Source organism: Sulfitobacter sp. EhC04 (genome assembly GCF_001650875.1).
Classification (GTDB): Bacteria; Pseudomonadota; Alphaproteobacteria; order Rhodobacterales; family Rhodobacteraceae; genus Sulfitobacter.
This window is the reverse complement of the sequence record NZ_LXYI01000037.1, coordinates 1-25,922: the sequence shown is the minus strand read 5'-3', so window position 1 is coordinate 25,922 and position 25,922 is coordinate 1. Positions and strand designations below refer to the sequence as shown.

The 25,922-nt window shown below is 59.3% G+C and carries 29 protein-coding genes; 12 read left to right on the top strand and 17 right to left on the bottom strand.

Annotated elements, in window-relative coordinates; translation table 11 throughout:
• The first annotated feature begins 21 nt into the window (after positions 1-21).
• Together A8B82_RS15835 and A8B82_RS15830 are read left to right on the top strand one after the other, a co-directional pair.
• Positions 22-2,010: an ATP-dependent nuclease gene (locus A8B82_RS15835; RefSeq protein ID WP_082899336.1), complete on the top strand. Its 1,989-nt coding sequence runs from the start codon at positions 22-24 to the stop codon at positions 2,008-2,010.
• On the top strand, positions 2,010-3,881 hold the full coding sequence (locus A8B82_RS15830) for a UvrD-helicase domain-containing protein (protein WP_067294461.1): 1,872 nt from the start codon (positions 2,010-2,012) through the stop codon (positions 3,879-3,881). The genes A8B82_RS15835 and A8B82_RS15830 overlap by 1 nt, the downstream gene beginning before the upstream one ends.
• A gap of 62 nt (positions 3,882-3,943) precedes the next feature.
• Here the strand turns inward: A8B82_RS15830 and A8B82_RS15825 are convergent, their stop codons facing one another.
• Genes A8B82_RS15825 through A8B82_RS15755 form a run of 16 tightly spaced genes read right to left on the bottom strand, consistent with a single transcriptional unit; the run spans position 3,944 to position 16,872 of the window.
• Positions 3,944-5,341, bottom strand: coding sequence for a hypothetical protein (locus A8B82_RS15825; RefSeq protein ID WP_138069785.1), 1,398 nt, complete (start codon positions 5,339-5,341; stop codon positions 3,944-3,946).
• Positions 5,342-5,371: 30 nt separating this feature from the next.
• Positions 5,372-6,448: a type IV secretion system protein gene (locus A8B82_RS15820; protein WP_067294455.1), complete on the bottom strand. Its 1,077-nt coding sequence runs from the start codon at positions 6,446-6,448 to the stop codon at positions 5,372-5,374.
• 12 nt (positions 6,449-6,460) lie between these two features.
• Positions 6,461-6,874: a hypothetical protein gene (locus A8B82_RS15815; RefSeq protein ID WP_067294453.1), complete on the bottom strand. Its 414-nt coding sequence runs from the start codon at positions 6,872-6,874 to the stop codon at positions 6,461-6,463.
• A complete protein-coding gene (locus tag A8B82_RS15810; protein WP_009807516.1) occupies positions 6,871-7,065 on the bottom strand; it encodes a hypothetical protein in 195 nt (64 codons plus the stop codon). Before A8B82_RS15810 ends, A8B82_RS15815 begins: the two co-directional genes overlap by 4 nt.
• Positions 7,062-8,048: an ATPase, T2SS/T4P/T4SS family gene (locus A8B82_RS15805; RefSeq protein WP_058243506.1), complete on the bottom strand. Its 987-nt coding sequence runs from the start codon at positions 8,046-8,048 to the stop codon at positions 7,062-7,064. The genes A8B82_RS15810 and A8B82_RS15805 overlap by 4 nt, the downstream gene beginning before the upstream one ends.
• A gap of 4 nt (positions 8,049-8,052) precedes the next feature.
• A complete protein-coding gene (locus A8B82_RS15800) occupies positions 8,053-9,432 on the bottom strand; it encodes a TrbI/VirB10 family protein (protein ID WP_067294451.1) in 1,380 nt (459 codons plus the stop codon).
• Positions 9,429-10,124: a TrbG/VirB9 family P-type conjugative transfer protein gene (locus A8B82_RS15795; protein WP_067294495.1), complete on the bottom strand. Its 696-nt coding sequence runs from the start codon at positions 10,122-10,124 to the stop codon at positions 9,429-9,431. Before A8B82_RS15795 ends, A8B82_RS15800 begins: the two co-directional genes overlap by 4 nt.
• Positions 10,125-10,126: 2 nt before the next feature.
• On the bottom strand, positions 10,127-10,780 hold the full coding sequence (locus tag A8B82_RS15790; protein ID WP_067294449.1) for a virB8 family protein: 654 nt from the start codon (positions 10,778-10,780) through the stop codon (positions 10,127-10,129).
• Positions 10,781-10,796: 16 nt separating this feature from the next.
• Entirely contained in the window at positions 10,797-11,606 is an 810-nt protein-coding gene (locus A8B82_RS15785) for a type IV secretion system protein (RefSeq protein ID WP_011102862.1), read from the bottom strand.
• Positions 11,606-12,694, bottom strand: a complete 1,089-nt coding sequence (locus A8B82_RS15780; protein WP_067294493.1) for a lytic transglycosylase domain-containing protein — start codon at positions 12,692-12,694, stop codon at positions 11,606-11,608. The genes A8B82_RS15785 and A8B82_RS15780 overlap by 1 nt, the downstream gene beginning before the upstream one ends.
• A gap of 55 nt (positions 12,695-12,749) precedes the next feature.
• Positions 12,750-12,917 (bottom strand): hypothetical protein, encoded by a 168-nt coding sequence (locus A8B82_RS24365; protein ID WP_162841715.1) that lies wholly within the window; start codon positions 12,915-12,917, stop codon positions 12,750-12,752.
• Positions 12,914-15,289, bottom strand: a complete 2,376-nt coding sequence (locus tag A8B82_RS15775) for a type IV secretion system DNA-binding domain-containing protein (protein ID WP_067294447.1) — start codon at positions 15,287-15,289, stop codon at positions 12,914-12,916. Before A8B82_RS15775 ends, A8B82_RS24365 begins: the two co-directional genes overlap by 4 nt.
• Complete coding sequence (locus tag A8B82_RS15770) at positions 15,279-15,557, bottom strand: type IV secretion system protein VirB3 (protein WP_067294445.1); 279 nt, start codon at positions 15,555-15,557, stop codon at positions 15,279-15,281. Before A8B82_RS15770 ends, A8B82_RS15775 begins: the two co-directional genes overlap by 11 nt.
• Positions 15,550-15,843: a TrbC/VirB2 family protein gene (locus A8B82_RS15765; RefSeq protein WP_067294442.1), complete on the bottom strand. Its 294-nt coding sequence runs from the start codon at positions 15,841-15,843 to the stop codon at positions 15,550-15,552. The genes A8B82_RS15770 and A8B82_RS15765 overlap by 8 nt, the downstream gene beginning before the upstream one ends.
• Positions 15,840-16,460, bottom strand: coding sequence for a lytic transglycosylase domain-containing protein (locus tag A8B82_RS15760; RefSeq protein ID WP_067294439.1), 621 nt, complete (start codon positions 16,458-16,460; stop codon positions 15,840-15,842). Before A8B82_RS15760 ends, A8B82_RS15765 begins: the two co-directional genes overlap by 4 nt.
• Before the next feature lie 43 nt (positions 16,461-16,503).
• Entirely contained in the window at positions 16,504-16,872 is a 369-nt protein-coding gene (locus A8B82_RS15755) for a hypothetical protein (RefSeq protein WP_064223254.1), read from the bottom strand.
• Positions 16,873-17,082: 210 nt separating this feature from the next.
• Here A8B82_RS15755 and A8B82_RS15750 point away from each other — a divergent pair, with 210 nt between their 5' ends.
• From A8B82_RS15750 to A8B82_RS15740, 3 genes are all read left to right on the top strand, one after another.
• On the top strand, positions 17,083-17,334 hold the full coding sequence (locus A8B82_RS15750) for a hypothetical protein (RefSeq protein ID WP_317963157.1): 252 nt from the start codon (positions 17,083-17,085) through the stop codon (positions 17,332-17,334).
• A 124-nt stretch (positions 17,335-17,458) separates the two neighbouring features.
• On the top strand, positions 17,459-17,716 hold the full coding sequence (locus tag A8B82_RS15745; RefSeq protein ID WP_067294437.1) for a helix-turn-helix domain-containing protein: 258 nt from the start codon (positions 17,459-17,461) through the stop codon (positions 17,714-17,716).
• 166 nt (positions 17,717-17,882) lie between these two features.
• On the top strand, positions 17,883-18,107 hold the full coding sequence (locus A8B82_RS15740) for a hypothetical protein (protein WP_067294435.1): 225 nt from the start codon (positions 17,883-17,885) through the stop codon (positions 18,105-18,107).
• Positions 18,108-18,210: 103 nt separating this feature from the next.
• On the opposite strand, the gene A8B82_RS24560 is transcribed toward A8B82_RS15740, so the two are convergent.
• Entirely contained in the window at positions 18,211-18,966 is a 756-nt protein-coding gene (locus tag A8B82_RS24560; RefSeq protein ID WP_235604712.1) for a hypothetical protein, read from the bottom strand.
• A 202-nt stretch (positions 18,967-19,168) separates the two neighbouring features.
• Between A8B82_RS24560 and A8B82_RS15730 the strand changes: the two genes are divergently transcribed.
• From A8B82_RS15730 to A8B82_RS24425, 7 genes are all read left to right on the top strand, one after another.
• A complete protein-coding gene (locus A8B82_RS15730; protein WP_067294432.1) occupies positions 19,169-19,417 on the top strand; it encodes a FitA-like ribbon-helix-helix domain-containing protein in 249 nt (82 codons plus the stop codon).
• A gap of 3 nt (positions 19,418-19,420) precedes the next feature.
• Entirely contained in the window at positions 19,421-19,843 is a 423-nt protein-coding gene (locus tag A8B82_RS15725; RefSeq protein WP_067294429.1) for a type II toxin-antitoxin system VapC family toxin, read from the top strand.
• Complete coding sequence (locus A8B82_RS15720; RefSeq protein ID WP_067294427.1) at positions 19,840-22,578, top strand: class I SAM-dependent DNA methyltransferase; 2,739 nt, start codon at positions 19,840-19,842, stop codon at positions 22,576-22,578. Before A8B82_RS15725 ends, A8B82_RS15720 begins: the two co-directional genes overlap by 4 nt.
• A complete protein-coding gene (locus A8B82_RS15715) occupies positions 22,575-23,009 on the top strand; it encodes a hypothetical protein (protein ID WP_067294425.1) in 435 nt (144 codons plus the stop codon). Before A8B82_RS15720 ends, A8B82_RS15715 begins: the two co-directional genes overlap by 4 nt.
• 8 nt (positions 23,010-23,017) lie before the next feature.
• Positions 23,018-23,164, top strand: coding sequence for a hypothetical protein (locus A8B82_RS24215; RefSeq protein ID WP_161489466.1), 147 nt, complete (start codon positions 23,018-23,020; stop codon positions 23,162-23,164).
• A complete protein-coding gene (locus A8B82_RS15710; RefSeq protein ID WP_082899335.1) occupies positions 23,161-24,633 on the top strand; it encodes an ATP-binding protein in 1,473 nt (490 codons plus the stop codon). The genes A8B82_RS24215 and A8B82_RS15710 overlap by 4 nt, the downstream gene beginning before the upstream one ends.
• Before the next feature lie 175 nt (positions 24,634-24,808).
• A partial coding sequence (locus A8B82_RS24425; protein ID WP_201120838.1) for a DEAD/DEAH box helicase occupies positions 24,809-25,922 on the top strand: 1,114 nt, incomplete at its 3' end.

Here is a 25,922-nt window from a genome sequence, read left to right as displayed (position 1 = left end):
ATAGAACGCTAGGGAATTCGGATGAAGATTGACACACTTTTTATACGGAACTTCCGATGCTTCGGCGCAGAGGCTGAAACTCTCAGGTTTGAGAACGGGGTTACGGCATTGGTTGGCGGAAACGGAGCCGGAAAAACGGCGGCGCTTCAGGCGTTAGCACGGCTTTTTGGTGTCTCAAGTGCAGAAAGACAGATCCAGACACGCGATTTTCATCTTAGGCCTGACCAAACCGAGCTCGATCCTGGAGCGACGCTGTCGATCGAGTGTATCCTGTCCTTCCCAGAATTAGACGGTCTTGACGAGGCGGCGGCGGCCGACGCCGTGCCGGATTTTTTCAACCATATGGCAGCAACCGGCCCTGGAGAACCGCTTAAAGCGCGCATGCGCCTGCAGGCAGTCTGGACGGATGACGGAACGCCCGATGGTACGGTGGAAGAGGACATTCGATGGATTGGTACGCTCGGTGATGATTACGATTGGGATGAGTGCCAAAGGGTCGCCGCCGTTGATCGTGGCACCATCCAACTTGTTTATGTGCCGGCGACCCGTAATCCGGCGGATCGTGTCACTGATTTGCTTAAGGGGCGTTTGTGGCGGGCTGCGAAATGGTCGGATCGCCTGTCCAAGACGACCGAGCGCGGAGCCAAGCTCATCCAGAAGCGTTTTGAGCGCGAAGCACCCGCAGAATTCATCGTCGAGCGGCTTACGAAGCGCTGGCGGCAGGTCCACGAAGCCGACACAGATACGACGCCAGTGCTCAGACTTGTGGAAAGTCGGCTCGAGGAACTGGTCAGGCGCGTCGAATTTGCATTCCATCCCGATGAGGCCGGTCGCGAGCGGGCGCTTGTCGACCTAAGCGACGGTCAACGCTCTCTGTTTCATATAGCTCTAACTGCGGCGACGCTTGAAACCGAAAAAGATGCTCTGCGACTGGCCGCTGCCGATAGCCCGTTCGATCAGGAAAAGCTGCGGCGTGCTCATCTTACGATTCTGGCCATCGAAGAACCGGAAAACAGCCTGTCGCCGTTCTTCCTCTCTCGCATTATGAACCAAGCGCGCGACATCGGAGCGCTCAGCTCGGCGCAAGTACTGATCTCTAGCCACAGCGCTAGCATTTTGAGCCGTATCGAGCCGGACGAGGTGCGCTACTTCCGGCTCGATACGACCAGCAGGGCCTCATCGGTGAAATCTTTGACGCTACCTGACGATGCGACCGAGGCGGGTAAGTATGTCCGGCTCGCCGTGCGGGCGTATCCGGAGCTCTACTTCGCGCGGTTCGTCATCCTCGGCGAGGGGGACTCCGAACGAATTGTGTTGCCTCTGCTCGCGGAGGCGATGGGCGTCCCTCTTGATCCTTCTTTCGTGCCTGTTGTGCCGCTCGGCGGTCGCCATGTCGATCACTTTTGGCGGCTTCTTGACGCGCTGAAGATACCGCATGCAACGCTGATTGATCTCGACCTGGGGCGCTCACATGGCGGTGCGAACACGATAAGGGCGACCGTCGGATCGCTCGCCGAAATTGGAAACGATCTCAGCAACAACTTGGATGTGATGATGGAAGTGGTCGAGCTCGCCAACCTTCCTGCCCTGTCCGACGAAGAGATGACTGATGGATTTGCTGAAAACAACTGGATGCAGGCGCTGAAAGACGAAGGTGTTTTTTTCTCCGATCCACTCGATCTGGACTTCGCGATGCTCGCGGCATTTCCAGACGCCTATAAGGAGCTCGATCCGGGCGCGCACGGTCCTGACGACAGTGAAGAGGCCTTGGAGCGCAAGAAAGCCGCCACTCTCAAAAAGGGCGGGAACGCTGGTCTCTACGATCCTGAGTGGGATGATTGCTTTATCTGGTATCCATACCTGTTCTTGAGCCGAAGCAAGCCTGAAACGCATCTGGCCGCGATTAATCGCATTCCGAAGGCAGATCTTGCCGCAAACGCTCCGCCTGAACTGTGCGCGCTGGTTCAACATGTCAAAATGAAGCTCGGTCTCGAGAACGGCGCAGATTGATGTTGGTGCTTCCCGATGATTGGAGGCCTCAGGGCGTCGACGATCTCGAGCCGGGCGCGTGGCAAGCGCTGCGCGAAACGGACCGAAGCGTATGCGTTACCGCCGGCGCAGGCGCGGGCAAGACAGAATTCCTAGCGCAAAAAGCAGCATACCTCCTGCAAACTGGCATCTGTCTGCCGCCCAAATGCATCCTGGCCATCAGCTTTAAAAGGGATGCTGCACAGACGCTCAAGGCGCGCGTAGGCAAGCGTTGTCCGCCCGATCAGGCGCGCCGTTTTCACTCGCTTACCTTCGATGCGTTCACCAAAAATATGTTAGACCGCTTTCGGGCCGCGATCCCTCAACCCTTTGGGCCGCCCCGCAACTATGAAATTGGGTTTCCGCGGCGCGATGATTTGGAGGACTTCCTCACCAGGAGCGGTCGGCGTGACATCGGCTGGCAAAAATTCGAAAAGGCGATCGCACGCGCGCCGCTTCCGTTCGATGCGGAGGGAATACCACCGGCTTGGCGCGAGCTACTTCATACTTATTGGCAGGAGCAATTGGAGCGTCCAACCGGTACGTTGCTCTCGTTTGCCATGATTAACAGACTTGTCGATTATTTGCTGCGCGAGAACCCCGCGATACGGCGTGCCCTGCAGCTCACCTATCCCTTCGTTTTCCTCGATGAATTCCAAGATACGACATATGCACAATATGATCTGGTGAAGAGTGCTTTTCATGGCAGTGATGCCGTTTTCACAGCCGTCGGCGACGACAAGCAACGCATTATGGGCTGGGCCGGGGCGATGGACAACGCCTTTCAGGAATTTGCTTCTGACTTCAATGCAGTGAACGGAGCGCTACGCTTTAACTGGCGGTCTCATGCGGATCTGGTCGCCATTCAACAGGTGATTGCGGAGCGCATCGATCCAAACGTAGAAGACGTTGAAGCCAGGGGGCAGCGCGCCGTCGACGGTCAGGTCGCTGCGCTTTGGCGTTTCGATACACGCGAGCAGGAAGCACAGCAAATCGCGGCTTGGATCGATAGAGAAATTGAGCACGGCATTCTGGAGCCGCATGATTGCGCCATTCTCGTGCGTATGCGCGCCGACGATGTTGAAGCCGAACTGACGGACGTATTTGCAGCGCAAGGCCTGAAGATCAGAAACTTGGCGCGTAGTGTTGGTGGAATTGCGATTCAGGAACTACTTGCCGAAGAACTGACAGGTATCTTTATACCGCTCTTGAGGCTCGGTACTGGTGAACGTAGCCCGGGTGCCTGGAACGCCACTCAAGAACAGCTGCAAGCGCTATTCGCCATCGATACTGGCGATGAACGAGCCCAGGAGCGGCTGCAGCGAAGTATTGAAGAATTCTCCTCCACTTTGCGTGCGGCTATGCGCGATAACGAACAGAATGGCGAGAGCGCGGCAAATGTGTTTCAGATCGCCCTTGAATTTGTCGGTGCCGATCGGCTGCGCCAGGCTTTTCCCGCCTATAGACGGGACGCGGACTTCGAACGGGTACGGACAGGGTTCATCACGCTGTTTTGCGAATGCGCCGAAGCTGTGGACGCTTGGTCAGACGCTCTCGATCGCTTCGAAGGCATAGGCCAGGTGCCACTTATGACGATCCACAAAAGCAAGGGTCTTGAGTTTCACACAATGATCTTCTTCGGTCTCGATGCACAGACTTGGTGGAGCCTTTCACCCGGACGGGATGAAGAGCTGAATTCCTTCTTTGTCGCCTTCACGCGTGCCATGCAAAGGGCCTTCTTCGCTTATTGCAGTGAGCGCGGACAAGCGATCGGATGGCTTGAAAACATGTTGCTGCCGGCCGGTCTGGAGCGGGTCGACGGGCTCCTGCACCTTGCGGTTGGAGATGAATAGCAAGTTTAGTTTCAATCCACGGCTTAGTGGCCCGTTGGTGCACACGGGGGTATGATCCCGGCTCAGAAGAAGGTGATCTCCCGCAGACCTTGAAATGCACCTTCTCTAAACGCGCCCGTTTTATGCAGCCGAGGGAAATCTGGAAGCCTGTCTAGCTCGACTAACGGAAGCAAAATGTCAGCGCTGAACCATGGCATTTTCGCGGACCTGCTTTCATCATACATCTTCGAAAGTGCCCTTCCGACCGCATAGGCTCCGGCCAAGTCAATTTTGGAAACGCGTGTTCTATTTCTGGGCAGCAGGCTCCCAGTTGTCGATTTACCGCCGACATTGAAATAGATCAGGTCATGGCCCCACCCGAGGCGTATGATATGTGTCCGGTCGGACCGTTGGATTGAAACTCCCGGATATAGGTCTCTGACCCAAACCTTATGTTCATCGCACCAGTCGAGGGCTTCCTTCAGCATCGCTACGCCGCCGAGGTCTTTCTTCCAGATCGGACATAGGTGCTGAAACCCGGCGAATTTGACCCGCTTCTGACTTCTGATGTCATTGGCAATGAAAGCGCCTTCGCGCGTGACCTTCGGAGACCACATTTGTTCCTCGAGCGTGGCTGCGTCCTCCAAACCTATGTGTAAGTCATGAATCGCAACTTTGGTATCCGCGGAAATGGTTCTGTGTCGTGCTTCAAGCAGTGTGATGGGCGGTAGCGGTTTCCTCGGGTATTGGTCGAGGATCGAAGGCCCGTTGGGTCGAACGATATCGTCAGAAACATCATCTGGTCTGTCCGTTTTCACGTCGTGGTCGACCAGCCAGCGGTACGGTGTCCCGAGGTCCATAGGATCATCATTCATGAGCGAAAGATGTGGCAGACCCTTTTTCAGGAACGCCATGATCTCGCGCGTATCCTGACGTTCCGCCCCCATGAGGCGTCCGTGAAAGGATTGGCGGTCTGACTTGCTTTGACGGGCTTTCAGTCTGTTTTCGAGGCGCTCACGTTCGATATCACTTAGCTGGCGTCGCACATACGCAATCGAAACATCCACGTCCCCGTAGTCGTCATGCTCCTCGAGCGCGCTGCCGAACAGCTTCAATGTGATACGTTGCAGGCGGTTCGGATCGCTGTTGATGACCTTGGCTCGAGCAAGAAGTTCAGAAATGATGGTCTGAACCTTATCGTGTCCGATACGCTTTCGCTTGGGTTCCATTGCCAGGCGAGTTCCGTTCGGCGTTAGTTGCCAATAATACAGACCGTCAAGGATATCGGCAGGCTCCAAGTACCCAGCCTCGGCCATATGGCGCAAGACGCGGTTGGCGTGATGTGCATCGCAATCCAGGACACGTATTGCCTCTTCAAGCCCGACAGATCTTCCATTCACTGCTGAGCGCAGGACTGCTTGAACCAGCTCTAGTGGTACCGTTTTTACTGGTGAATGTTTATGGGACCGCCGTTCATCCATGGCTCGGTAGCCTTGCAAAACAAAGCTTCATCATCTCCGCCCCAACCTTCCCAGTCGGGCCAGTTGAGCCAGCATTTGAGACCCTGCCCCCGGTGACCGAGTGCCGCTTGCCTGACCCGTCTGTCCCATGCCTTGCCGCACAGGCATCTGCTGCACGCCAAAGAACTGTCGCGTCCTGAGGGCTGCGTATTCCGCACCACTGGCACCGCCGATCAGGTAGCGATTGTAGGCCTGCTGGCTGCCCATTGCGGCGCGGGCGAAGCTGTAACCGCCGCCTAGGCCACCGGAGAGGGCAGGCATCATGATGTTGCCGGAGATCGCGCGGACGATGAAGGGCGTAGCGATGATGAAGCCCTTGGCCATGAGCACCATCATGAAGAAGGGGATGAGCGCGCCTATGTTTGAAGCCCCTTCCGGGTCGCCAAGCTCACCGATCAGAGCGGAAGAGACGCCAGTGATCGTTGCGAACACGCCGGCCACGACGATAGGGTAAAGCGCGAAGGAGACCAGGGCGGACAGCCAGCGTGCAAAATAGTCCTTGGTCACCTCGAAGAGGGTTAGGAAGATCATGACCGGGGCAATCCCGATCAGAAGAGCGATCATCAGTCGAGAAGCCACGAGGATGAAGGCGGCCAGCCCGCCGAGGATCGAGAGTAGAAGCACACCGACGATGTCGAGCATGGCGCCGGCCATCCAGTTCAACTCGGAACCAGCGGCGTTCAAATAGTCCCCCAACTCGGCGATCAACCGGTCGAATTCTTCCGCGAACGTGCCAGAGGGCCCCGGGGTACCGCCACCGACCGAGGCGACAAGCGCCCCCGCAATGCTGTCGATCCCGGCCAGGATGGCGGAGGAGAGGGCGTTGAACTGCACCCAGTTTGTCGCGAATATCCCGATAAGGCCGATCTTGACCGCGAGCCAGAAGGCCGTGCGGCCGTCCATCGCCTTGTACTGGTAGATCATGTTCAGGAAGACGAGGATCACCACGAGTGTTGTTCCCAAAACCAGAAGCGTGCCGACTGTTGCTGCGACCGACCCGAATTGGGTTTCCGCCGCGGTGTCGAGATAGCCTTGGGAGGTTTCAACGAAATAGGTGACGACGCTCATCGGGGATCAGCCTTACCAATTGCCCGCTGCTTCGCAGATGGCTTTGGCCTCAAGGCGAACGTCGTTGGCGCGGCGGCTGTAGGCGTCCGAGGCTTGCAGCATCTCCCATCGTTCATCACTCGCGTACCTTTCCCGAAACACCGCCTCGGCAGCGTCCCAAGAGGGGAACCGGGTTTCACAGTCGCAGCTTTCGGTCTCGACGATGCGCTCGAGATTCTGGGCGCGGTAGATGTCTTGAACCAACACGCGCTGATAGGCTTGGCGCAGGGGGATCTCCTGCATCCACATGGGTTCAGCGGGCCGGTCTGGACAGACGTCGAAACTGCGCTCGAGGGTCGGCACGAGATTGCGCTCAGCGAAGCCGGGTGCCGACGTCAGGACCAAGACCAGCGCAGTCAGTACGAGGGTACAGCCCGCCTGCCTCATGCCGTGGCTCTGGCGGGTGTGGTCTCGCGCTTCAGGAAGACAGTGTGTCCCACGTTGGCGAATTCCGAGGAGCTGATCGACACGACCTCCCAGCCTTCGGCCCCCTTCACATTTAGGCTGGCCTGCATGTCGGCAAGACTGGTTTTGCGGGTCATGGGAAAGGACAGGATATCGTATTCAAAGGTTTTCATTGGGAAGCTCCGATCTCATTGGTGCCGGGGAGGTAGAATTCGGTGATGCCGCGTTTGCCATCATGGCGACCGGCCTGGATGATTACGTCGATGGAGTTCTCGATGTACTGGATCATGTCGGCATAGGTCATCGGGATCTCGGTCTTGAGTGCGGCGATGGCCAGACGCTGCACGGCAAGTTGCGGGGTTTCTGCGTGCAGCGTGGTCATTGAGCCGCCATGGCCAGTGTTGATCGCCTCGAGGAAGGTCATGGCTTCCTTGCCTCGCACCTCGCCCAGGATGATCCGGTCGGGGCGCATGCGCAACGTTGCGGTGAGCAGCACATCGGCGGTCTGGAACTCCGCATCGCGATTGGCGATGAGGGTCACGGCATTGGGCTGGGTCGGCAGAAGCTCGGCGGCTTCCTCGATGGTGACGATGCGTTCCTCGGATGGCACGTGCGAGAGGATCTTGCGTGCAGCCACGGTCTTGCCGGTGGAGGTGCCGCCAGAGACGATCATGTTAAGCTTGTTGTCGACGCAAAAGGCCAGCGCATCGTCGATCACGCCCGCGGCCACCACTTCGCGCAGTTCGTGGGTTTTCTCGAGGCGGAGTTCTTCAAGCTTGCGTTCCTTGCCAAAAAGGAAATCAAGCGCAATTCCCTCGAGCGGCAGGCTTGAGAAGAACCGAAGGCTGATCGACATGGCCGAGAGCACGGCAGGCGGGGTGATGACCTGTGCGCGGATCGGACGGCCCTTGTAAGTGATCGAGACCGAGACGATGGGGCGGTCCTTGCTCATCGTGGTGTTGGCAGAGGAGGCGATCTGGTTGCCGAGGTCCTTCACTTCGGTTGCTGTCAGCTTCTGGTCCAGCTTTCTCATGAAGTGATCGCCCTGGAACTCGCCCCAGCAGGTTCCGTCTGGGTTGATGCAAATCTCGATGACATCGTCGCGGGCGGCGGCGTCGATCCGGTCGAGCGAGGTTTGAAGATAGCTCAGCGACATGGGCTCAGAATATCTCCAGATCGCGGTCGACCATGACCGTGACGCGGGCGCCCTGGTCGACATAGATGACCGGGCCGATCGAGAGGTAATCGCCAATCACACTGTCCGTGGCATCGGCAAGATCATCGCCCACGTCTTCGAGCACATCCGCGGCGGTTTCGTCCTGCACATTTGCAGCGGCTGCACTAGGCGCGGCGGAGATCAGTGAAATCAGCGCGGCCGAGCCGAAGCGCTCGTCAAATCGCGTGTCGACAAAGCCGGTGACGCCGGAGCGACCCAATTCATCGCCCCCAAAAGAACTGATCTGGATGGTCTGGTTGTCGGGCAGAATGATCCGGTCCCAAGCGATCGTGACCCGGCGCTGCGCGATATCAACGCCCGAACGATAGCGCCCGATGAGGCGGGATCCACGCGGGATCAAGAGCCGAGAACCGTCGAAACTGAACACGTCTTCGGAAACAACGGCCCGGGTCTGGCCGGGCAGAGAGCTGTCGAGGGCGGTTTCCATGACGGCCTGGATCATCGTGCCCTGGATGATCGTGTTGGAGGGGTTGGCGATGACCTCAGCTTGCGTCACCGAAGTGGGCAGCGCACCATTCAGCACAAAATCCGTCACTTGCCCAAAAGTCCGTTCGGCCAAAGCAGTTTCATTTGCGCCTGAGGTGCCGCCAAAGGCGATGGTGGGGGAGGTGATGCGGCGCTCCTGAAACGCGCGCTCCTCAGCAGCGCGGCGTTCAAGTTCCGCGAGCCGTCGTGCTTCTTCCTCGCGGCGCAGCCGTTCTTCTTCCCGCGCGCGCAACTCGTCCTCGGTGGGCCCGGTGGGTGCGGGGAGGGGGCGGTTGGCCTCGAGTTGGGCCAGTTCCAGATCCATGCGGAGTTGCTCAAGGCTGCGATCCCGCGCCGTCAGTTCGTCCTGGAATCGTTGCTGTGCGGCTTCCGAGGCGGCTTGGAGCGCAGCGATCTGAGCGGTCAGCGCGTCGATCGCCTCTGCGGCGGCGGTGTCTTCCTCGACGACCGGTTCAGGGGCGTTGCGCAATTCCTCGATCTGGGCCTGAAGGGCTGCGAGCTGTGCCAGAAGCTCAGCATTGGGCTCGACCGGATCGGGTGCGACGAACACAACCTCGGGCTCGGGCGGGGGCAAGGTCTCGATGGCGCCGAACCCGTCGCCTTCGTTCTGGAACACGTCCGGCGTGGCCGTGGGAAGGACTTCCTCTTCCTCGGGTTGGGACATGAGATAGAGCAACGCACCGCCCGCGCCGATCACGAGGACGACGACCAAAGCGAGCAGCGGTGAGCGCCGTGGGGCAGGGGGCGAACCAGCGCCCTTGCCTTGTTCTAGAGCAGCGAGGCGTTTCTCGAGGTCTGCGTTTCCAGTATCGCTCATGAGCCTACCCCCGCAGGTGGGGTGGCCTCGATGCAGACCACCTCCTCCCCGATCCGCAGCACCCATTGTCGGTTCACACCTGAAACCCGGATCACGCTGTCCTCGGTGGCTTGCGTGTTGACCGTGCGCTCACGGCCATTGGCGTAGCGGAAGATCGCAGGCACCGGCGCGTTCCGCGGAAATTCGAAATACGTAAACGTCCCGTCATCCCAGACACGGGTGGGGGTGAACTCGGTCCGCGCGCTGGCACCGTAATTATAGTTCGGCGCTTGGGCCGCGATGGCACGTGTGGGCCGCGTATTGTCTTCGGGGTAGCGGAACTGGACCACGTAAAAGGTCGGACTGCGGGTCTCCTCGACGTTGAAGTAATAACTGCGCCTGTTCGTGTAGACGGTCACATTGGTATGCACCCCGCGCGCCACCGGCTTGATCGCGAAGGCCTGACCCCCGGGTACGCCGTCGATCTCGAAGCCTTCCGTGTCGCCCGCAATGATCGAGCGGATGCTCTCGCCTTCCCCGAACTCGACCGTGGTCACATGGGTGAGCGACACGCTGAGCCGGTAGACCTGACCTTCTTGATATGTCGCCAGCCGCACCCGATTGTCATTGGGCCCGCCACGCGGGATGGCTTCGGCGAAAGCAAGGCCGGGCAACAGGGCAATCAGCAATATGAAAAGTCGAACAGGGAACAAATTCAATTCTCCAATCTGTCGGAGCGGATGGAATATTCGAGGACCGTGAAGCCGAAGGGGTTGGTCCAGACCTCATCGATGGAGCGGCGGGTCTCGGGGCGGAACTCGAAGAGAAGCGTGGCGGTGAAAAGCCCGGTTTGGACGCCATTGATGGAGGTCAGGCGCTTGCGCAGGCGGACCGTCGCGCGGTTGGTTCCGATCCGGTTGATGCTGAGGATCTCCACGTCGAGCCGCGCATTGGGGCCATAGACCGTCGGCGGGTAGTTCTCATTGGCGCTGTTCCAGATCTGGCGCAGCCCGCTCTCGGCAGCTCCGTCCGAGCGGCGCAGGACGTTGCGGATGCGCAGATCGTTGTCGAGCTGGTTATAGACCTCCCGGTCGGTCACATAGCGGAACACCTCCGCCTCGATGATCGCCTGGTTGGCGGTCACCGAGGAGGCGCCGACCGAGGCTTCGGGGAGTGCAAAGCCGGTGGCGGGATCATAGGGTACGACCACAGGCGGCGGATCGACATCGAGAATTGCGACAGTCGCCGCGCTCAGGCATCCGAGAATGCCGAAGATGAGCCCGATGAGCCCAAGGCGCTGCCAGAGCCGTTCGCGGCGCAGCGCACCATAGACCAGCTCTTCTTCGATGATTTCTTGTTCACTCGCCACCTGTCACAACCCTTGATCAGTCTGCCCGCAACTCGGGCAGCGTGAAGTCCATAAACCGCTGCTCCTCGGCGATGGTGGCGGCATCGATCACGCCGCCTGTGCCGTCCCCCACGGTTTGCACGGCCTCAAGCTGCCACATGGCCACGAGCGCGATCGCCAGTTCCGCCGTCACCCGCGTGTTGAGGTCGATGCTTTCCTTGAGTTCGTCCATGTCGTCGATGAGACCGACCAGCCTGTCGACGCGTTCCAGCGATTGGCCTGCGTCTTCATAACTGTTCTGGGCAGCGGCCGAGACGAGCGCGCCGGTCGTCGCTTGCGTCGCCACACGATTGGCCCCGGGATTTCCGCTGGTGGCCATTTCCGAGAGGGTGTCGTCGTCAAAGCCGAGATCGGCCAGCACCCGGTCCATCTGGGTTTCAATCTCGCCCGCACCGGAACCGGACAGACCGGAGAAATCCCCCGTCTTGATGGCCTCAATCGTGGCGAGGATGTCTCCGAACTCTTGGTCGAGCAGGCCGTTCAACTCGTCTTCCATTTCCGTGCGGATGATTTCCGGCAGTTCAGCAAGGCGGGTCAGGGCTTCGTAGGTTCTTTGCAGCTCCGCGAGTTGGTCCGTGAGTGTGGCAAGCTGTTCGCGGAGCTGCGTCAGCTGCTCGTTTTGCAGGATCTCGTCTTCGATCATCTGCCGGAGCTGCTGGATGTTTTGCGCGATATTCTGGGTGTCGACGACGGGTACGCCCTGTGACAGGGCAGGGGACAGGGTGCCGACATACAAACCGATCCCAAGCGTCGTGGCCAAGGCCGTCCTCACGAGTAAGTCTCTCATCAGTCTATCTCCCTGATCGTGAATTCCATGAAGGCGCCCTCGGCCATGCGGGCGCTGGCCTGTGCCAATTCCTCGGCCGAAAGCACGCGGGTCCGCGCCGCTTGAAGACGAATACGCGCGGCGATGAGACGCACGAGTTCGGCGCGGGCATAGGTGTTGAGCGCGACGCTTTCCTGCATGTCTTCCGTCTCGGAAATCCGCTCGACGATGTCCGCAATACGCAAGGCGGCCTGCCTAATCGCCGCAGGGGAATTGTTGCCATAGAAAGCCGCGCCGTGCCCGGTGATTGAGAGGTTCGCATTGGCTAGAAGCGCCGGATCGATCGTGCCGAGCGCTTCGATCCCACCGATGCGGCTCAGATAGAGATTGTAGCGTTCGGGGATGACCTGGACGTAGTGCTGGGTCTCGGCAAAGGGCGGGACACCGCCATATTCGAACACGCGACCGGGTCCGGCGTTGTAGGCCGCGAGGGCGTTGATGATGTTGCCATCGAAGGTGTTGAGTTGGGTGGCGAGATAGCGCGCGCCGCCATGCACCTGCAGGTAGGGGCTGTCATAGTAATCCGGGTTGATGCCGAGATCGCTGGCCGTACCGGGCATAATCTGGGTAAGGCCAAAGGCGCCGACCGGCGAGCGCGCGCCGATGGTAAACCGGCTTTCCTGCCAGATGAGCGCCTGTAGGAGTGCGCGCCATTGAACCGGGGAGAGGCCCGCGCGGCCAACGCCGGCAAAGCCGCTGGTTTCCTGGGCGACGCGGATGATGAGTTGCTCAATGTTTTCGGCGGCATCCCCGAACATCTGTGCGCCGCCGGGATTGGGGTCGATCTCGGCATTGCCGTAGACCGTTTCGACGGAACGGGCTGGATCGCCGCTTCCGTTTTCCAGCCCTGAAATCATCGCGGTCAGGCCCTGACCGCCGAAGCTGGTCTGGGCATCGAGGATGCGTTGCAGGGTTTCCAGCTGCTCCCGTTCGATCTCGGCAATGAGTTCGCGCACGGCAAGCTTGTCCGCCTGAACGGCCAAGTCAGCCTCGCGATCGCCAGTCTCGACGATGTCACGCGCGGTCAGCCCGCTGTCATTGGTCGGCACGCCTTGGGAAAGGGCGATGCCGGGCAGCAGGCAAAGCACGAGGATATGGGGCAGTTTAGACTTCAATGTCGCCCTCCGGCGCATCTAGAGGCGTAAAGGTGCAATCAGGCGCGACAGGTGCCGTGGACGCGAGGAATGTGAAGCAGTTCGCCTGCGGTTCCTGGTACTGGGCGCAGGAGGCCAAAGCGCCGAGCGCGGTGAGAAGAAACAGAGTACGAATCATGAAAGCCTCCAAAAGTCTGGGCGGTCGCGGTAATCGGCGCCGACCAGCGCCTCGCCTTTTTCCATGCCGCCGAGGATGGTGAGATTGGGCCCGAGGGCGCTCAGATCGGCATCGACGACGATGGATCCCTGGTCGTCGCGGATGAGAGCAAGGCGGCTGTCGCTGCCGGTGTTGAGAAGCACATCGAGTTCCTTCTCATAGAGGTTCAGCATCGCGTAGTCGGCCGCATGGGCGCGGATGTTCGGAAGCAGGATCTGCGTCGGCACCGCCTCGACGATAGTCTTGCCGGTCCGCGTGCGCTCGAGCTGACTGGCGTATTGCGTCATCATCACCGCGACGGTGTTCTGCTTGCGCGCGGTCACCAGCCAGTTCGACAGCCGCTCGGCGAAATACGCGTTGTCGAGCGCCTTCCAGGCCTCGTCGATCACGATGATTGTGGGGCGACGATCCTCGATCTCGCGCTCTACCCGGCGGAAAAGATAAGAGAGGACGGCCATCCGCTCCTTGTCGGCCTCGCTGTCGAGAATGCCGGTCAGATCGAAGCCCACCACATCGCCTTTCAGCGAGAACGTGTCTTCCAGGGTCTGTCCGAAGATCCAGCCGTAGCGACCGTCTTCGGTCCACTCGAGCAGGCGCTGGTGCAGATCGCCACCATCATCGGTCGATACGAACAGCGATGCGAAATCCCGCCAGTTCCGCAGGGCCGGATTGGTGGCCTGGGCATTCTGGCGCACGACCTCCTGGATGCGGTTGGTCTGCGCCGGGGTCAGGGGCTTGTCGGCGCGGTAGAGCAGGGTTGTGAGCCAGTCCGAGAGCCAGGCGGTGCCGCGCGCATCGGTCTCTGTCCAGAGCGGGTTGAGACCCGTGGGCTGGCCGGCGTTCAGGGAGGCGTAGCGCCCGCCATTGGCGCGCACCGCCATCTCCATGCCTAGACGGTAATCGAAGACGAAGATCCGGGCGCCCGCGCGACGGGCCTGGGTCATCAGAAAGGCTGACAGCACCGATTTGCCGGACCCGGGCCGCCCCATGATCAGGGTATGGCCGCTGGTCGGTTCTTTGTCGGGCGATCCCTGCTCGTGATAGGAAAACCGATAGGCGCTCTGCTCCGGCGTGGGCAAATATGTGACGACCCGGCCCCAGGGGATAAGTGCTGCAGGTTTGCCGAGCTGTGTCCGGTGGAAGGCCGCAAAATCCGCGAAGTTGCGGTTGGTGACGGCGCTGGCGCGGACGCGCTTTGGCTGGTTGCCGGGGTGCTGGCTGAGGTAATGCGCCTTGGCCGCGACCCGCTCGCCAATCATCTTCACGCCTTCTGCGGCGGCCGCGTTGACGACCTCGGCGCTGAGCGTCTGCAGCTCGTCCAGCGTGTCACAGAAGATCGTCACGACCATGTGGTGCTCGCCAAAGCTCTGGCGTTTGGCCTCGAGATCGTCGGCCGCGATGTCGAGCGCTTCCAAGAGCGACAGGGCCGCATCCTGGCTGGCTTGCATCTGCCGCTTTTGCCGCTTGATGCGGCCCGCCATGAGGTTCGAATTGATCGGCGTGAAGGAATGGGTGACGATCATGTCGACCGGCAGGTTCAGCATGTCGAACATGGTGCAGGAGGTGCCTTCCGAGTATTCCCCGATGGTGAAACTCTTGCCGTAGCGATGCCCCACGACGCCTTCCGAGAGCTCGAAATGATCGCCATGAAACGTCACTCGCGTGTTGGCGACGTTGACGGACAAAAAGCCGTAGGTGTTTGCAGGGTAGAGCGGCAGCTCGGTGCCCGTGTTCAGCGCGCCCAGAAACCCCACCAATTCCCCCGATGCAGCCGACAGCAGGCGCGGTTTGAGCTCTGCGAGGCCGGACAGGAAGACGTTCACGGCCTCGCCCAGGCGCTGCAGGCGTTTGCGGGTCTCCTCTCTCAGCCGGTCCGGCGCGCTGCGGCTGAGGAACGGCAGGAGACTTTTCGGAGGTGGGCGGTGAATGACGGTGAGCGTCAGCGTCTTGTCGCGCAGCCCGCTGGTCTCGAGTTTCGCGCGCCAGCGCCGGTCCACCTCGCCCGCGAAGCTGTCCTCACGGATGGGGTCGAGATCAGGTTTGATGGCCTTGGAGACCTTGTGGACGTAATAGCTGAATTCCGGCCCGAGCTGCGCGACAATGCGGGCAAAAAGTGCCGTCACCTTGTCGAGATAGGCATCGTCGGTCGTGTAGCTGTTGATCCCCTCGAGCCGGATGCAGCGGAAGAGTTCGTTCACCCGGGTCCGCACGGTCTGGTCGTCGACTAGGCTCACATAGGGCAGCATATGCGCGAGGCGGGTCTCGCGCGCATACCAGTCTGGCGTCATTGTGCGGGCATCGAGTGCAGGATCACGGGCGTCATCACGGGGCATAGCTGTCCCCGCCATGGATGGACCTGTTGCGCGTGGGCGGTGTCTCCTGCAGGGCCGTCATCATCACGTCGATGAAACGCGGGTCCCAATCTGCGGCCTTCCAAAGCACCGGATAGAGTAGGGCGGCCACGCCCAGCACCGCGATGTGCTGGACCCAGACGAAGAGGAGCACCGAGCCGAAGAGCCAGACCATCGCGTACATGATGGGCAGGCCCAGAAGCTTCGGCGGGCGCACGAGGCCGAGAAAGAGAGGCGCGCGCTCAACCACCGGCAAAGACCGCAGCAACGATCGTCGGGGCGGCCGCAACACCAGCGATGCCGACAAGCACCCAAAGTGCTTGGCGCAGATCGATGATGTTGAAGAACCAGCTCAAGAAAACGCCGAGGACCGCGAGTGTGGCGATCACGACGCCGAGCGGGCCGGTCAGCGCATCGACGATGCCTTGTAGCAGGCTCTGGATCGGGGAGAGATCGATGCTTTGAGCAAGGGCGGGTTCGGCAATGAGCAGGAAGAGCGCCAGCGAGGCGACAAAGGAGTTTGAAATCTGTTTCATGAATTTGATCCTTCCAATCGGGCTACGACAGCCATGACGCGGGCCACGTGGTTCTGGGTTTCTCGGTAGGGGGGAACGCCGCCATACTGGCGAACCGCATCGGGCCCCGCGTTGTAGGCCGCCAGCGCCAGATGCGGATCGCCGAACGTCTCCAGCATCATCGCGAGGTAGCGGGCGGACCCGTCGAGGTTCTGCAGCGGATCACGCGGGTCGACGCCCAGATCACGCGCAGTTGCTGGCATCAATTGACCAAGGCCAATGGCACCCGCACTTGAAATCGCATCCTGCCGGTAGGCGCTCTCAACCTCGATGTTGGCGCGGTAGAGGCTCAACCAGTCCGTGACGGAAAGCTCCGCGCGCCTTAGGCCGGGGTGGCTGGCATAACGCAGGGCCGTGGTCTCTATGGCGTTTAGGACATCGGCACGGGGCAGGGGTGCTGGACCGACACGGGCTGCAAAGCGCATCGCTTCTCGCTCTGGCAAAGTTTCATCGCTGCCGAAAATCGCAAGTTCGTCGGCTGCCGATCCCTGACCGATGCCGTCATTGTAGTTCCGGGCAAAACTGCTCTGAGACCGGGATGGGGTCAGAGAGCCGTCGCTCTCCATGACCAGGACCATTTGCGCTGAGGCAGGTGCTGCGACCAGCCAGAGACAGACGAGGTTAGCTGCCAGCGCCCTTGTCTGATGGGGCTTTGTCTGACGGCGCGAGTTTGTGGGTCCGGCTTGTTCCCGCTTCAAGCGGCAGGTCGACATGCGCAAAACCAAGGCCAATGAAGAAAGACACCACGCCGGAGATCGTCTTGAATTCGCGGATCTTGATATCGTTGTAGGTCGTCCGCGTGCGGGCGGTGACGAGGAGCTTTTCCACCCCGTCATCAGAGACAACGCGCATGATCCAGACCCCGTAATAGCTGGGGCCTTTCTTATGTGCCGACTCCTGGCACAGGATTTCTGCGCTATAGCCGCTTTCCACGAGTTCGCGGAAACGTGCTTCCGTAACCACATTTGGTGCTTCGATGTCCCAGTTCATGGCCCGGCTCACGCTTTCTCCAATGGCGCGACCCTAGGCATTCCCACTTGAAGCCCAGAGTTACGATAGTATATTATCAACCGCAAGATGTAATATCATGCTTTGGCTGTAGTTTGGTCACGCAAACACTAGTCTCGGCCAGTGTCCGCGATCAAGGAGATAACAGGTTTGAGAAACCCGAGGTTGATATGCCTGCTCCCATTGCAAGCTCTGGCCCTTCTGATCTGCGTTCCCGGGCCGGTTTTGGCGGAATCCTGCTTCGCCCCGCCCCGCCCCTTCCTGCCAAGTGATTCGCAGGCCGCGCGGGACTATGCGGCTATCATCCGCGGCGACTTCGAAAATTACATCCAGGATATCCAGAGCTATTTCCGTTGCCTCGACAGCGAACGCGCCCGCGCTTTCGAAGAAGCGCGGGAAGTCAGCGAGGACTATGGCCGATTTCTGCAATTGGTAGGGGATTGATGGGCAGCCTTGGGAGCATCAGACTAGCAGCCCGTGGAAACCAGACGCCGATAACACCCTCATATATCTACTTTTTAGATAACAGATTTCATCCGCTAGCGACGTCACAAAAGGTATGTGACGCGTGGCAAAAACAATCAGAAGCAAAGGGCAGGTGGCACTCTGCCAGGCGTTGGTCGACGCGCGCAAAAGCGCATGCTTGGGCCAGGACGACTTGGCGGACAGGCTCAAGTGCCATCAATCTCTCGTGGCGCGCATTGAGAGCGGCGAACGCCGGATCGACGTCGTCGAACTGGTCGTTCTGGCGCGCGCCATCGGCTTTGACCCGTTCGATGTCTTGGCGATCGTCGAAGCCGCCACGGAGCCCGACCACAGGATTTAAGCGATTTCATCAATCGAGAACACGGGAGGTGACATCTCCCGGTGTGAATTCGCTACCGCGAGGACGAACAGTAACCGATTTTAACGAGGCCCGGCATACGGTTGCGGCAAACGATTTGGATCTGAGCTGCTATCCGCAACGCCAAATTGCAGGAAGTCAGTAAACAGTGAACGAAACTGAGGTCGAAGGCGTCGCGATCGCCATTTTGATTGCAGCCGATGAAGAAACCATTGTCGGCTGGGTATATCGCTGGAACACAGGTGCTCTGGCAATCCGGTGGGACATGCATGGCCCACAGCGCGTCTCAAGGATTTACCCGGATCTTAGCGATGCCGATAAAGCTGAAATCGACTTCGCGTCTCTCACGCAGCTTAATTGTCGCTACGACTGATATGGAAGAATATGGCCTTTATGGCCCTCGATTGTGTGGTTTTTTCTGCATTCCAGGTTTGATTTTGTACAAGGCTCTGCGCGACGTCGCTGCGCCTCAACAGTCAGTAATTGACCTGCTCAAAGCCGTAATTCCCGCTATAGTCACGCCACTCTACGAAGACGGATCTGTGATAAATGTTCGGGCAGTGCTCGCCCCACCGCTCGAGACCGGCATGCGCAGCAGGAAGCGCTGCGGGTGACGACGCCCTCCAAGAAAAATCGCCCTGGATCCCGTAGGTGCCGAGGACAACGACGGCGCTGCGGTTGCAGTCGCCATCTCGCCCGGATTCGTACTGGCGGGCATAACGAACGTCAAAGACGCGGATGGAGCGCACGAAATTGAATTCCGGCCCGCTGATATCGATATCGGCGCGGTCTTCTACGAGCTGGAGGGCGTAATCAGCCCGCACGAGGTTCCCCCAGACAGCGTCGGAGCCTTTCAGCCCGAGCATTCCGCCAGCCTCGGCTGCCTGATCGAAGAGCGGGGCTGAAGAGTTTGGTGGGGTTCCTGAACCACCATATAGGGCATCGAAGATCCGGTCCGTGGGGCGCGACCTGGCAGGCCCATCGTAAGACGCACCCATGGGGCAGCGCCAAATCTGCAGCGGCGGCTCCACCGGCCATGGTGTGATGCGCCGGATGAACTCGGCCCGCGCGCGTGCGCATGGCACGGAAGCCGGCCACCCACCGGACAAACACAGCAGGATGGCGCAATCGATCTGATAGGTTTGGGCGCGTGCTTGCGTCGGAACTGTTGGGCCGATCAAGGCGAGAGCTAAAAAGGCCACCAGAGGGAGATTTTTGAATTCGAAACGCATGGCAAGGACCCTTGACGATCTTCACCCAGCATACATACGAAAATATACTATTGCAACATTGGTGATGTGTATTGCGGTTGCGGTGGTCGGCAAGATCGCGAGCCGACAGCGTCGGCTTGCCCACCCTGAGGAAACCATGCGTTCCAGCGATTAGCCTTGATCGCATTGATTGCGATGATTACACTCCTATCAGGAGGAGATCATGGCAAGCATTACCATCCGGAACCTTGACGATGACGTGAAGCGCCGCCTTCGCATCCGTGCGGCTGAGCACGGCCGTTCGATGGAAGAGGAGGCGCGCGAGATCTTGCGCCATGCCGTCGGCGAAGCGAAGCCCTCCCACGATCTTGCCGCGGCGATCCGTGCGCGGGTCGCGCCTCTGGGCGGCGTTGATCTCGACCTTCCGCAGCGTGAAGCCATGCGTGAACCGCCCGCGTTCGACCAGGCCTGACGCATGATCATCCTCGACACGAATGTCATCTCCGAGCTGTTGCGCCCGGCCCCGGAGCCCAAGGTCGAACACTGGCTGTCCGCTCAGGACGGGCTCAACGTTTATCTGACCTCGATATCGGAGGCGGAGCTACGCTATGGCCTCGCAATCATGGGGAACGGCAAGCGCCGCGCCGCGTTGGTTGACGCCGTGGACCGCATCCTGCGCGAGGACCTTGCCGGGCGCATTCTGCCCTTCGACAGCGACGCCGCGCAGTCCTATGCCACCATCGCTGCCGCACGACGGTCCGCCGGGCGGCCGATCGCCCAGGCCGATTGCCAGATCGCCTCCATTGCCCACTTCCGTGGTGCCTCCGTCGCCACGCGCAACACGTCTGACTTCGAGGGTTGCGAGATTGACCTGATCAACCCCTGGACCGCCGCATGAACGCCGTTGAAATCGAACAAGCCGTTTCCGAACTTGCCGAGCAGCCCTTTGACGCGGCCGAGTTCCCCTATGCCCTCCTCATGGCCTTCGGCAACAAGGACACGACCATCAAGCGGCTGCGCACCGGCGCGTCGAACAAGTCCGATATCGGCGGCGTCCTGCAGACCAACAACATCCATCTTGCGACCTGCGCACCGGGCGACATCGCGGCGACCCTGACCGCCCTTCGCGACAGCCCTACCACCTTCCGCGCCAAGGCGAAGTTCATCCTCGCCACCGATGGCATCGACCTCGAGGCCGAGGATATCACCACCGGCGAAACCATCGCCTGCCGCTATACCGATTTCCCCGATCACTTCGGCTTCTTCCTGCCGCTCGCCGGTATCTCCACCGTCAAACAAATCCGCGAAAGCGCCTTTGACATCCGCGCGACCAGCCGCCTCAACCGGCTCTATGTCGAGCTGATCAAGGACAACCCCGACTGGGGCAGCGCTGAGAAGCGCCACGACATGAATCATTTCATGGCGCGGCTGATCTTCTGCTTCTTTGCCGAAGACACCGACATCTTTGTCAGCGACAACCTGTTCACCGCCACGATCGACCAGATGGCGAACCGCGACGGCTCGAACACGCACGAAGTCATTGGCGAAATCTTCCGCGCGATGAACACGCCCATCCCCAAACGCGCCGAGGCCAAGCTGCCCCGCTGGGCCGATGCTTTTCCCTATGTGAACGGCGGGCTCTTCTCGGGCAGCACCGATGTGCCGCGCTTTTCCAAGATCGCGCAGCGTTACCTGTCCCATATCGGCAGCCTCGACTGGACGCAGATCAACCCCGACATCTTCGGCTCGATGATCCAGGCGGTGGCGGATGAGGAGGAACGCTCGGTCCTCGGCATGCACTACACATCCGTGCCGAACATCCTGAAGGTTCTGAACCCGCTCTTCCTCGATGATCTGCGCGCGGAGCTGGAGGCGGCGGGCGACAACGCGCGCAAGCTGGCCAATCTGCGCGCGCGCATGGCCAAGATCCGCGTGTTCGATCCCGCCTGCGGGTCGGGCAACTTCCTTGTCATCGCCTACAAGGAAATGCGCAGCCTTGAATATGAGATCAACAAGCGCCGGGGCGAACCGCTGCGCCGCACCGACATTCCCCTGACCAACTATCGCGGGATCGAACTGCGCGACTTCTCGGCCGAGATCGCGCGGCTGGCGCTGATCATCGCGGAATACCAATGCGACGTGACCTATCGCGGCCAGAAAGAAGCCCTCGCAGAATTTCTGCCACTGGACGCGCAGAACTGGATCACCTGCGGCAACGCCCTGCGGTTGGACTGGCTGTCGGTCTGCCCGCCCACGGGGACAGGGGTGAAGTTTCAGGCCGATGACCTGTTCATGTCGCCGCTGGATCAGGCGCAGATCGACTTCGCGAATGAGGGGGGTGAGACCTATATCTGCGGGAACCCACCATACAAAGGTGGAACCGAACAAGAGCCGAGCCAAAAGGACGATATGCGATCCTTGTTTGACGGCGAGTTTCCCACTTGGAAGTCACTTGACTATATACTGGGGTTCTTTCTCAAGGCGCGACGCTATTTGGATTTTACAGAGGCATCCGCGGCTTTTGTTACAACAAACTCCGTTTGCCAAGGGGAACAAGTTTTCCGATTTTGGCCAAGTATAATCAATCAATCAGTTCGAATAAATTTTGCGGTTACCTCCTTCAAATGGCAAAATTTGGCCGCTCGTAATGCTGGTGTCACTGTATGTATAGTTGGGTTCTCGAGGAAGCTTGGGCAGGCAAAGCTCTTTGATGGGATGGAAGGAAACGTACGAGAAGTTGAGAATATCAATGCTTATTTGGTCCCATATCGCGATGTGTATGTTCAAAACGCAACGCGACCATTGCAAGGCCTAAGTCCAGTTGTGAACGGAAGCAAACCTGCTGATGGTGGAGGGCTGATTTTCAACTCAGAGATTGCTGCCAGCCTTCGCTCAAAGGCGGGACATCGCACGGACGTCATTCGACCATTTTTTGGGGCGCACGATGCTACACATGGTGTTGGCCGATACTGCATATGGATGAATGAGCAAGACTACTCAGCACTTCGAGAAATACCTGAATTTAAGGAACGTTTCGATATTGTTGCGGAAATGAGGCGAAAGAGCGAAAAGGAACTCACAAAGGCGGGTGCAAGTTCTCCACATCTTTTCCAGCAGGTTCGACAAACTGGTGACGAGATAGTTTTTCAGATTCCTCGGCACTCCTCCGAAGAGCGCGATTTCTATCCAGTGGCTACCTTGCCGCGCGGTGCCATCGTTGGAGACGGTGGATTTGCTTTTTTCGATCCGCCGTTGTGGAACATCGCGACAATGGCATCGCGGTTGTGCTTGGTTTGGATTGCTACTGTTTGTGGGAAAATCAAGACAGACTATAGGTTCTCGAACACCCTCGGCTGGAACACCTTCCCCGTACCCAAACTGACCGAAAAGAACCGCGCCGACCTGACAGCGGCGGCGGAAGGCATCCTTCTGGCCCGCGAGGCGCATTTCCCCGCCACCATCGCCGACCTCTACGACCCCGAAAAAATGCCCGCCAACCTCCGCGCCGCCCATGACCACAACGACGAGGTGCTGGAACGCATCTACATCGGCCGCCGCTTCCGCAACGACACCGAACGGCTGGAAAAACTGTTCGAGATGTACACGCGGATGACGACGAAGGTGAGCGCATGACTCAGACCAGTGAGCCGCTGAAGTTGCAAAAGGTGGACTATGAAAAACTGAACGCCCGGCAGAAGGAGACCTATAATTTCCAAAAGATGTCAGGGCGCTTGGCTGATTATGGCTTCACCTGCATTTTGCTATCAGACGACTGGAAGGGCGCTGACTTTCTTGCTTATCATTTCAGCAAGGAGATCATGCTCAAGGTCCAACTCAAAGCCCGGCTGACTTTTCAGGGCAAATATCGTGGTCTCGACCTTCACATAGGGTTTCGAGATGGGGAGCGATATTACCTTTATCCACATGACACTTTGCGTCACGAGCTGCATGAGGCTGGCTTTGTTACCCCGGATAGTCCGGTCCAATGGCGCGAGAACTGGAATCGCACATGGAACTATGTTCCAAAAACCATTCGACCGTATCTTGAGAAATACGAAATTTAGGAGACGTCATGCAGCCAGTCCCCTCCGTCTCCGTCAAATACGCCGTCAACGGCAGCTCGACCACGTCGAACGAGCTGGGCATGCGCGTGAAGCAGGAACGCGCCTACGCGAAGCGCCGGTTGGTCGTGATGGGTCAGAAAGTGAACACACGATGACCCTTGACCCTGTCATGAGCGCGGAACGCACCCGCAGGCTGGTGGACGATCTGCGCGCCAAACCAGCGGAAACCACCTGGATCGAGTTCAAGGAAAACAATGCTGACGGACCGTTGATCGGTAAGCTGATTTCGGCCTTGTCCAATGCCGCACGTCTGGCCGATCAGCACTTTGCCTATGTGGTTTGGGGGGTGCGAGACGGTGATCACGCGGCTGTCGGCACGGTTTTTGAGCCGACGGTGAAGAAGGAGAAGGGGCAGCCGCTCGAACTGTGGATTGCGAACCACCTGTCGCCTAGCATCGAGTTTCGCTTCGAAGAAGTTGATCATCGTGGGGGGCGTCTGATCCTGCTGACCATCCCCGCCGCCGCAACCGCCCCGGTAGAATTTGACCGCACAGCCTATTTGCGCATCGGCAGCGCCACGCCGCGCTTGTCCGACCATCCGGAACGCCTGCGTGCCCTCTGGGCCAAGTTGCAGCCATACGCTTGGGAGACAGGGGTCGCGGCGCAGTTCCTAACCGGCGACGACGTTCTTGCGCGGCTGAATTACGCCAACTATTTCGATCTTACGGGCCAGCCCTTGCCGGATAACAGGCAGGGGATCTTCGACAGGCTAATGGCAGATCGCCTGATCCAGAAAGATGTAAGCGACCGTTGGAACATCACCAATCTGGGTGCAATCCTGTATGCTAAGAAACTTGCCGATTTCGGCCCCTCTGTAGAGCGCAAAGGCGTCCGTTTCGTGGCCTATGCCGGCACCGGACGTGCAGATGACGTGAGTCACCGCCAGGATGGCCAGCGCGGCTATGCAGCGGGATTTCAGGGGCTGGTGGATTACATCGACGGCCTTCTGCCTCGCAACGAATTGATTGGTAAAGCATTCCGCGAGGAGCGTCCGCTCTACCCGTCGATAGCGATCCGCGAATTGATCGCCAACGCATTGATCCACCAGGACATGACGATCACCGGTGCCGGTCCACTCATCGAGTTATTCAGCGATCGCATGGAGATCACGAACCCGGGCGCCCCCTTGGTTAGCCCCGACCGGTTTTTGGACTCGCCCCCGCGTTCCCGAAATGAAGCTCTTGCTTCCTTGATGCGGCGCATGAAACTTTGCGAAGAACAAGGCACCGGCATCGACAAGGTGATCTCGGCGGTTGAGCTACACCAGTTGCCCCCACCGGATTTCCGCATGGAGGGAGACGCCGTGCGCGTGGTTCTGTTTGCACCACGCCGATTTGCGGACATGACACCGGAAGAAGCCGTGCGAGCGTGTTACCAACATGCCGCGCTCAAATACGTAGGCGGTCAAAAGATGACGAACGCGACACTTCGGGAGCGGCTTGGCATCGACGACCAGAACGCTGCGCAGGCATCGCGGGTTATTCGCGCAACGCTGGATGCTGATCTGATCCGTCCTGCGGATGCTGAACGCCCTCGGGCCGGATATGTCCCCTCATGGGCGTGACAGGGACAACATTTGATCGGGTTTTGATTGTGCGTATGTGGGCTAGAGGGCGTAAATTGGAAGATACATATAAATCATACTGTTACGATAGGCAGGGTGCGGTATCGCTACTTGATCGGGTTTTGATTGCCTGCCCCAAAGCGAATGATTCCGCGCCCCTCAGAAGGAAAACATCATGACACAGCAGGTTCCTTCCGTCTCTGTCAATTACGCGGCCAATGGAAGCTCGACCAAATCGAACGAGCTTGGCATGCGCGAAATGCAAGAGGGTGCCTATGAGAAGCGGGGCGAGCAATACCTGCTGATCAAGTCGCCCCCGGCCTCGGGCAAGAGCCGCGCGCTGATGTTCATCGCGCTCGACAAGCTGCACAATCAGGGCCTGCGCCAGGCCATCGTCGTGGTGCCGGAAAAATCCATCGGGTCCAGCTTCAACGACGAGCCGCTGAGCAAGTACGGCTTCTGGGCAGACTGGACCGTGCAACCGCGATGGAACCTATGCAACGCTCCAAGCGGGGATGACGGCAAGGTCGGCGCTGTCGGCAAGTTTCTGGCGAGCGACGACAAGATTCTGGTCTGCACCCACGCGACCTTTCGGTTCGCCGTGGACAAGTTCGGGATTGAAGCGTTTGATGATCGGCTCATCGCGGTAGACGAGTTTCACCACGTCTCTGCCAACCCTGATAACAAGCTGGGCACGCATCTGGGCGCACTGGTCGCGCGCGACAAGGTGCATCTGGTTGCGATGACCGGGTCCTATTTCCGCGGCGATGCCGAAGCCGTTCTGTCGCCCGAAGATGAGGCAAAGTTCGATACCTTCACCTATACCTACTATCAGCAGTTGAATGGTTACAAATACCTCAAGACGCTCGACATCGGGTATTTCTTCTATTCCGGGTCCTATGCGGACGACATCCTCAAGGTTCTGGATCCGACCGAGAAGACAATCCTTCACATCCCGAACGTGAACTCGCGCGAAAGCACCAAGGACAAGCATCGCGAGGTCGAGCATATCATTGACGCCCTGGGCGATTGGCAGGGAGCGGATCCCATCACAGGCTTTCAGCTGGTCAAGACGCCCGACGAGCGAGTCTTACGCATCGCCGATCTGGTGGACGACGAGCCATCCAAGCGTGACAAGGTTTCCGCCGCGCTGAAAGACTCCACGCAGAAGAACAACCGCGATCATGTCGACATCATCATCGCCCTGGGTATGGCGAAAGAAGGGTTCGATTGGATCTGGTGCGAACACGCCCTGACGGTGGGTTATCGTGCCAGCCTGACGGAGATCG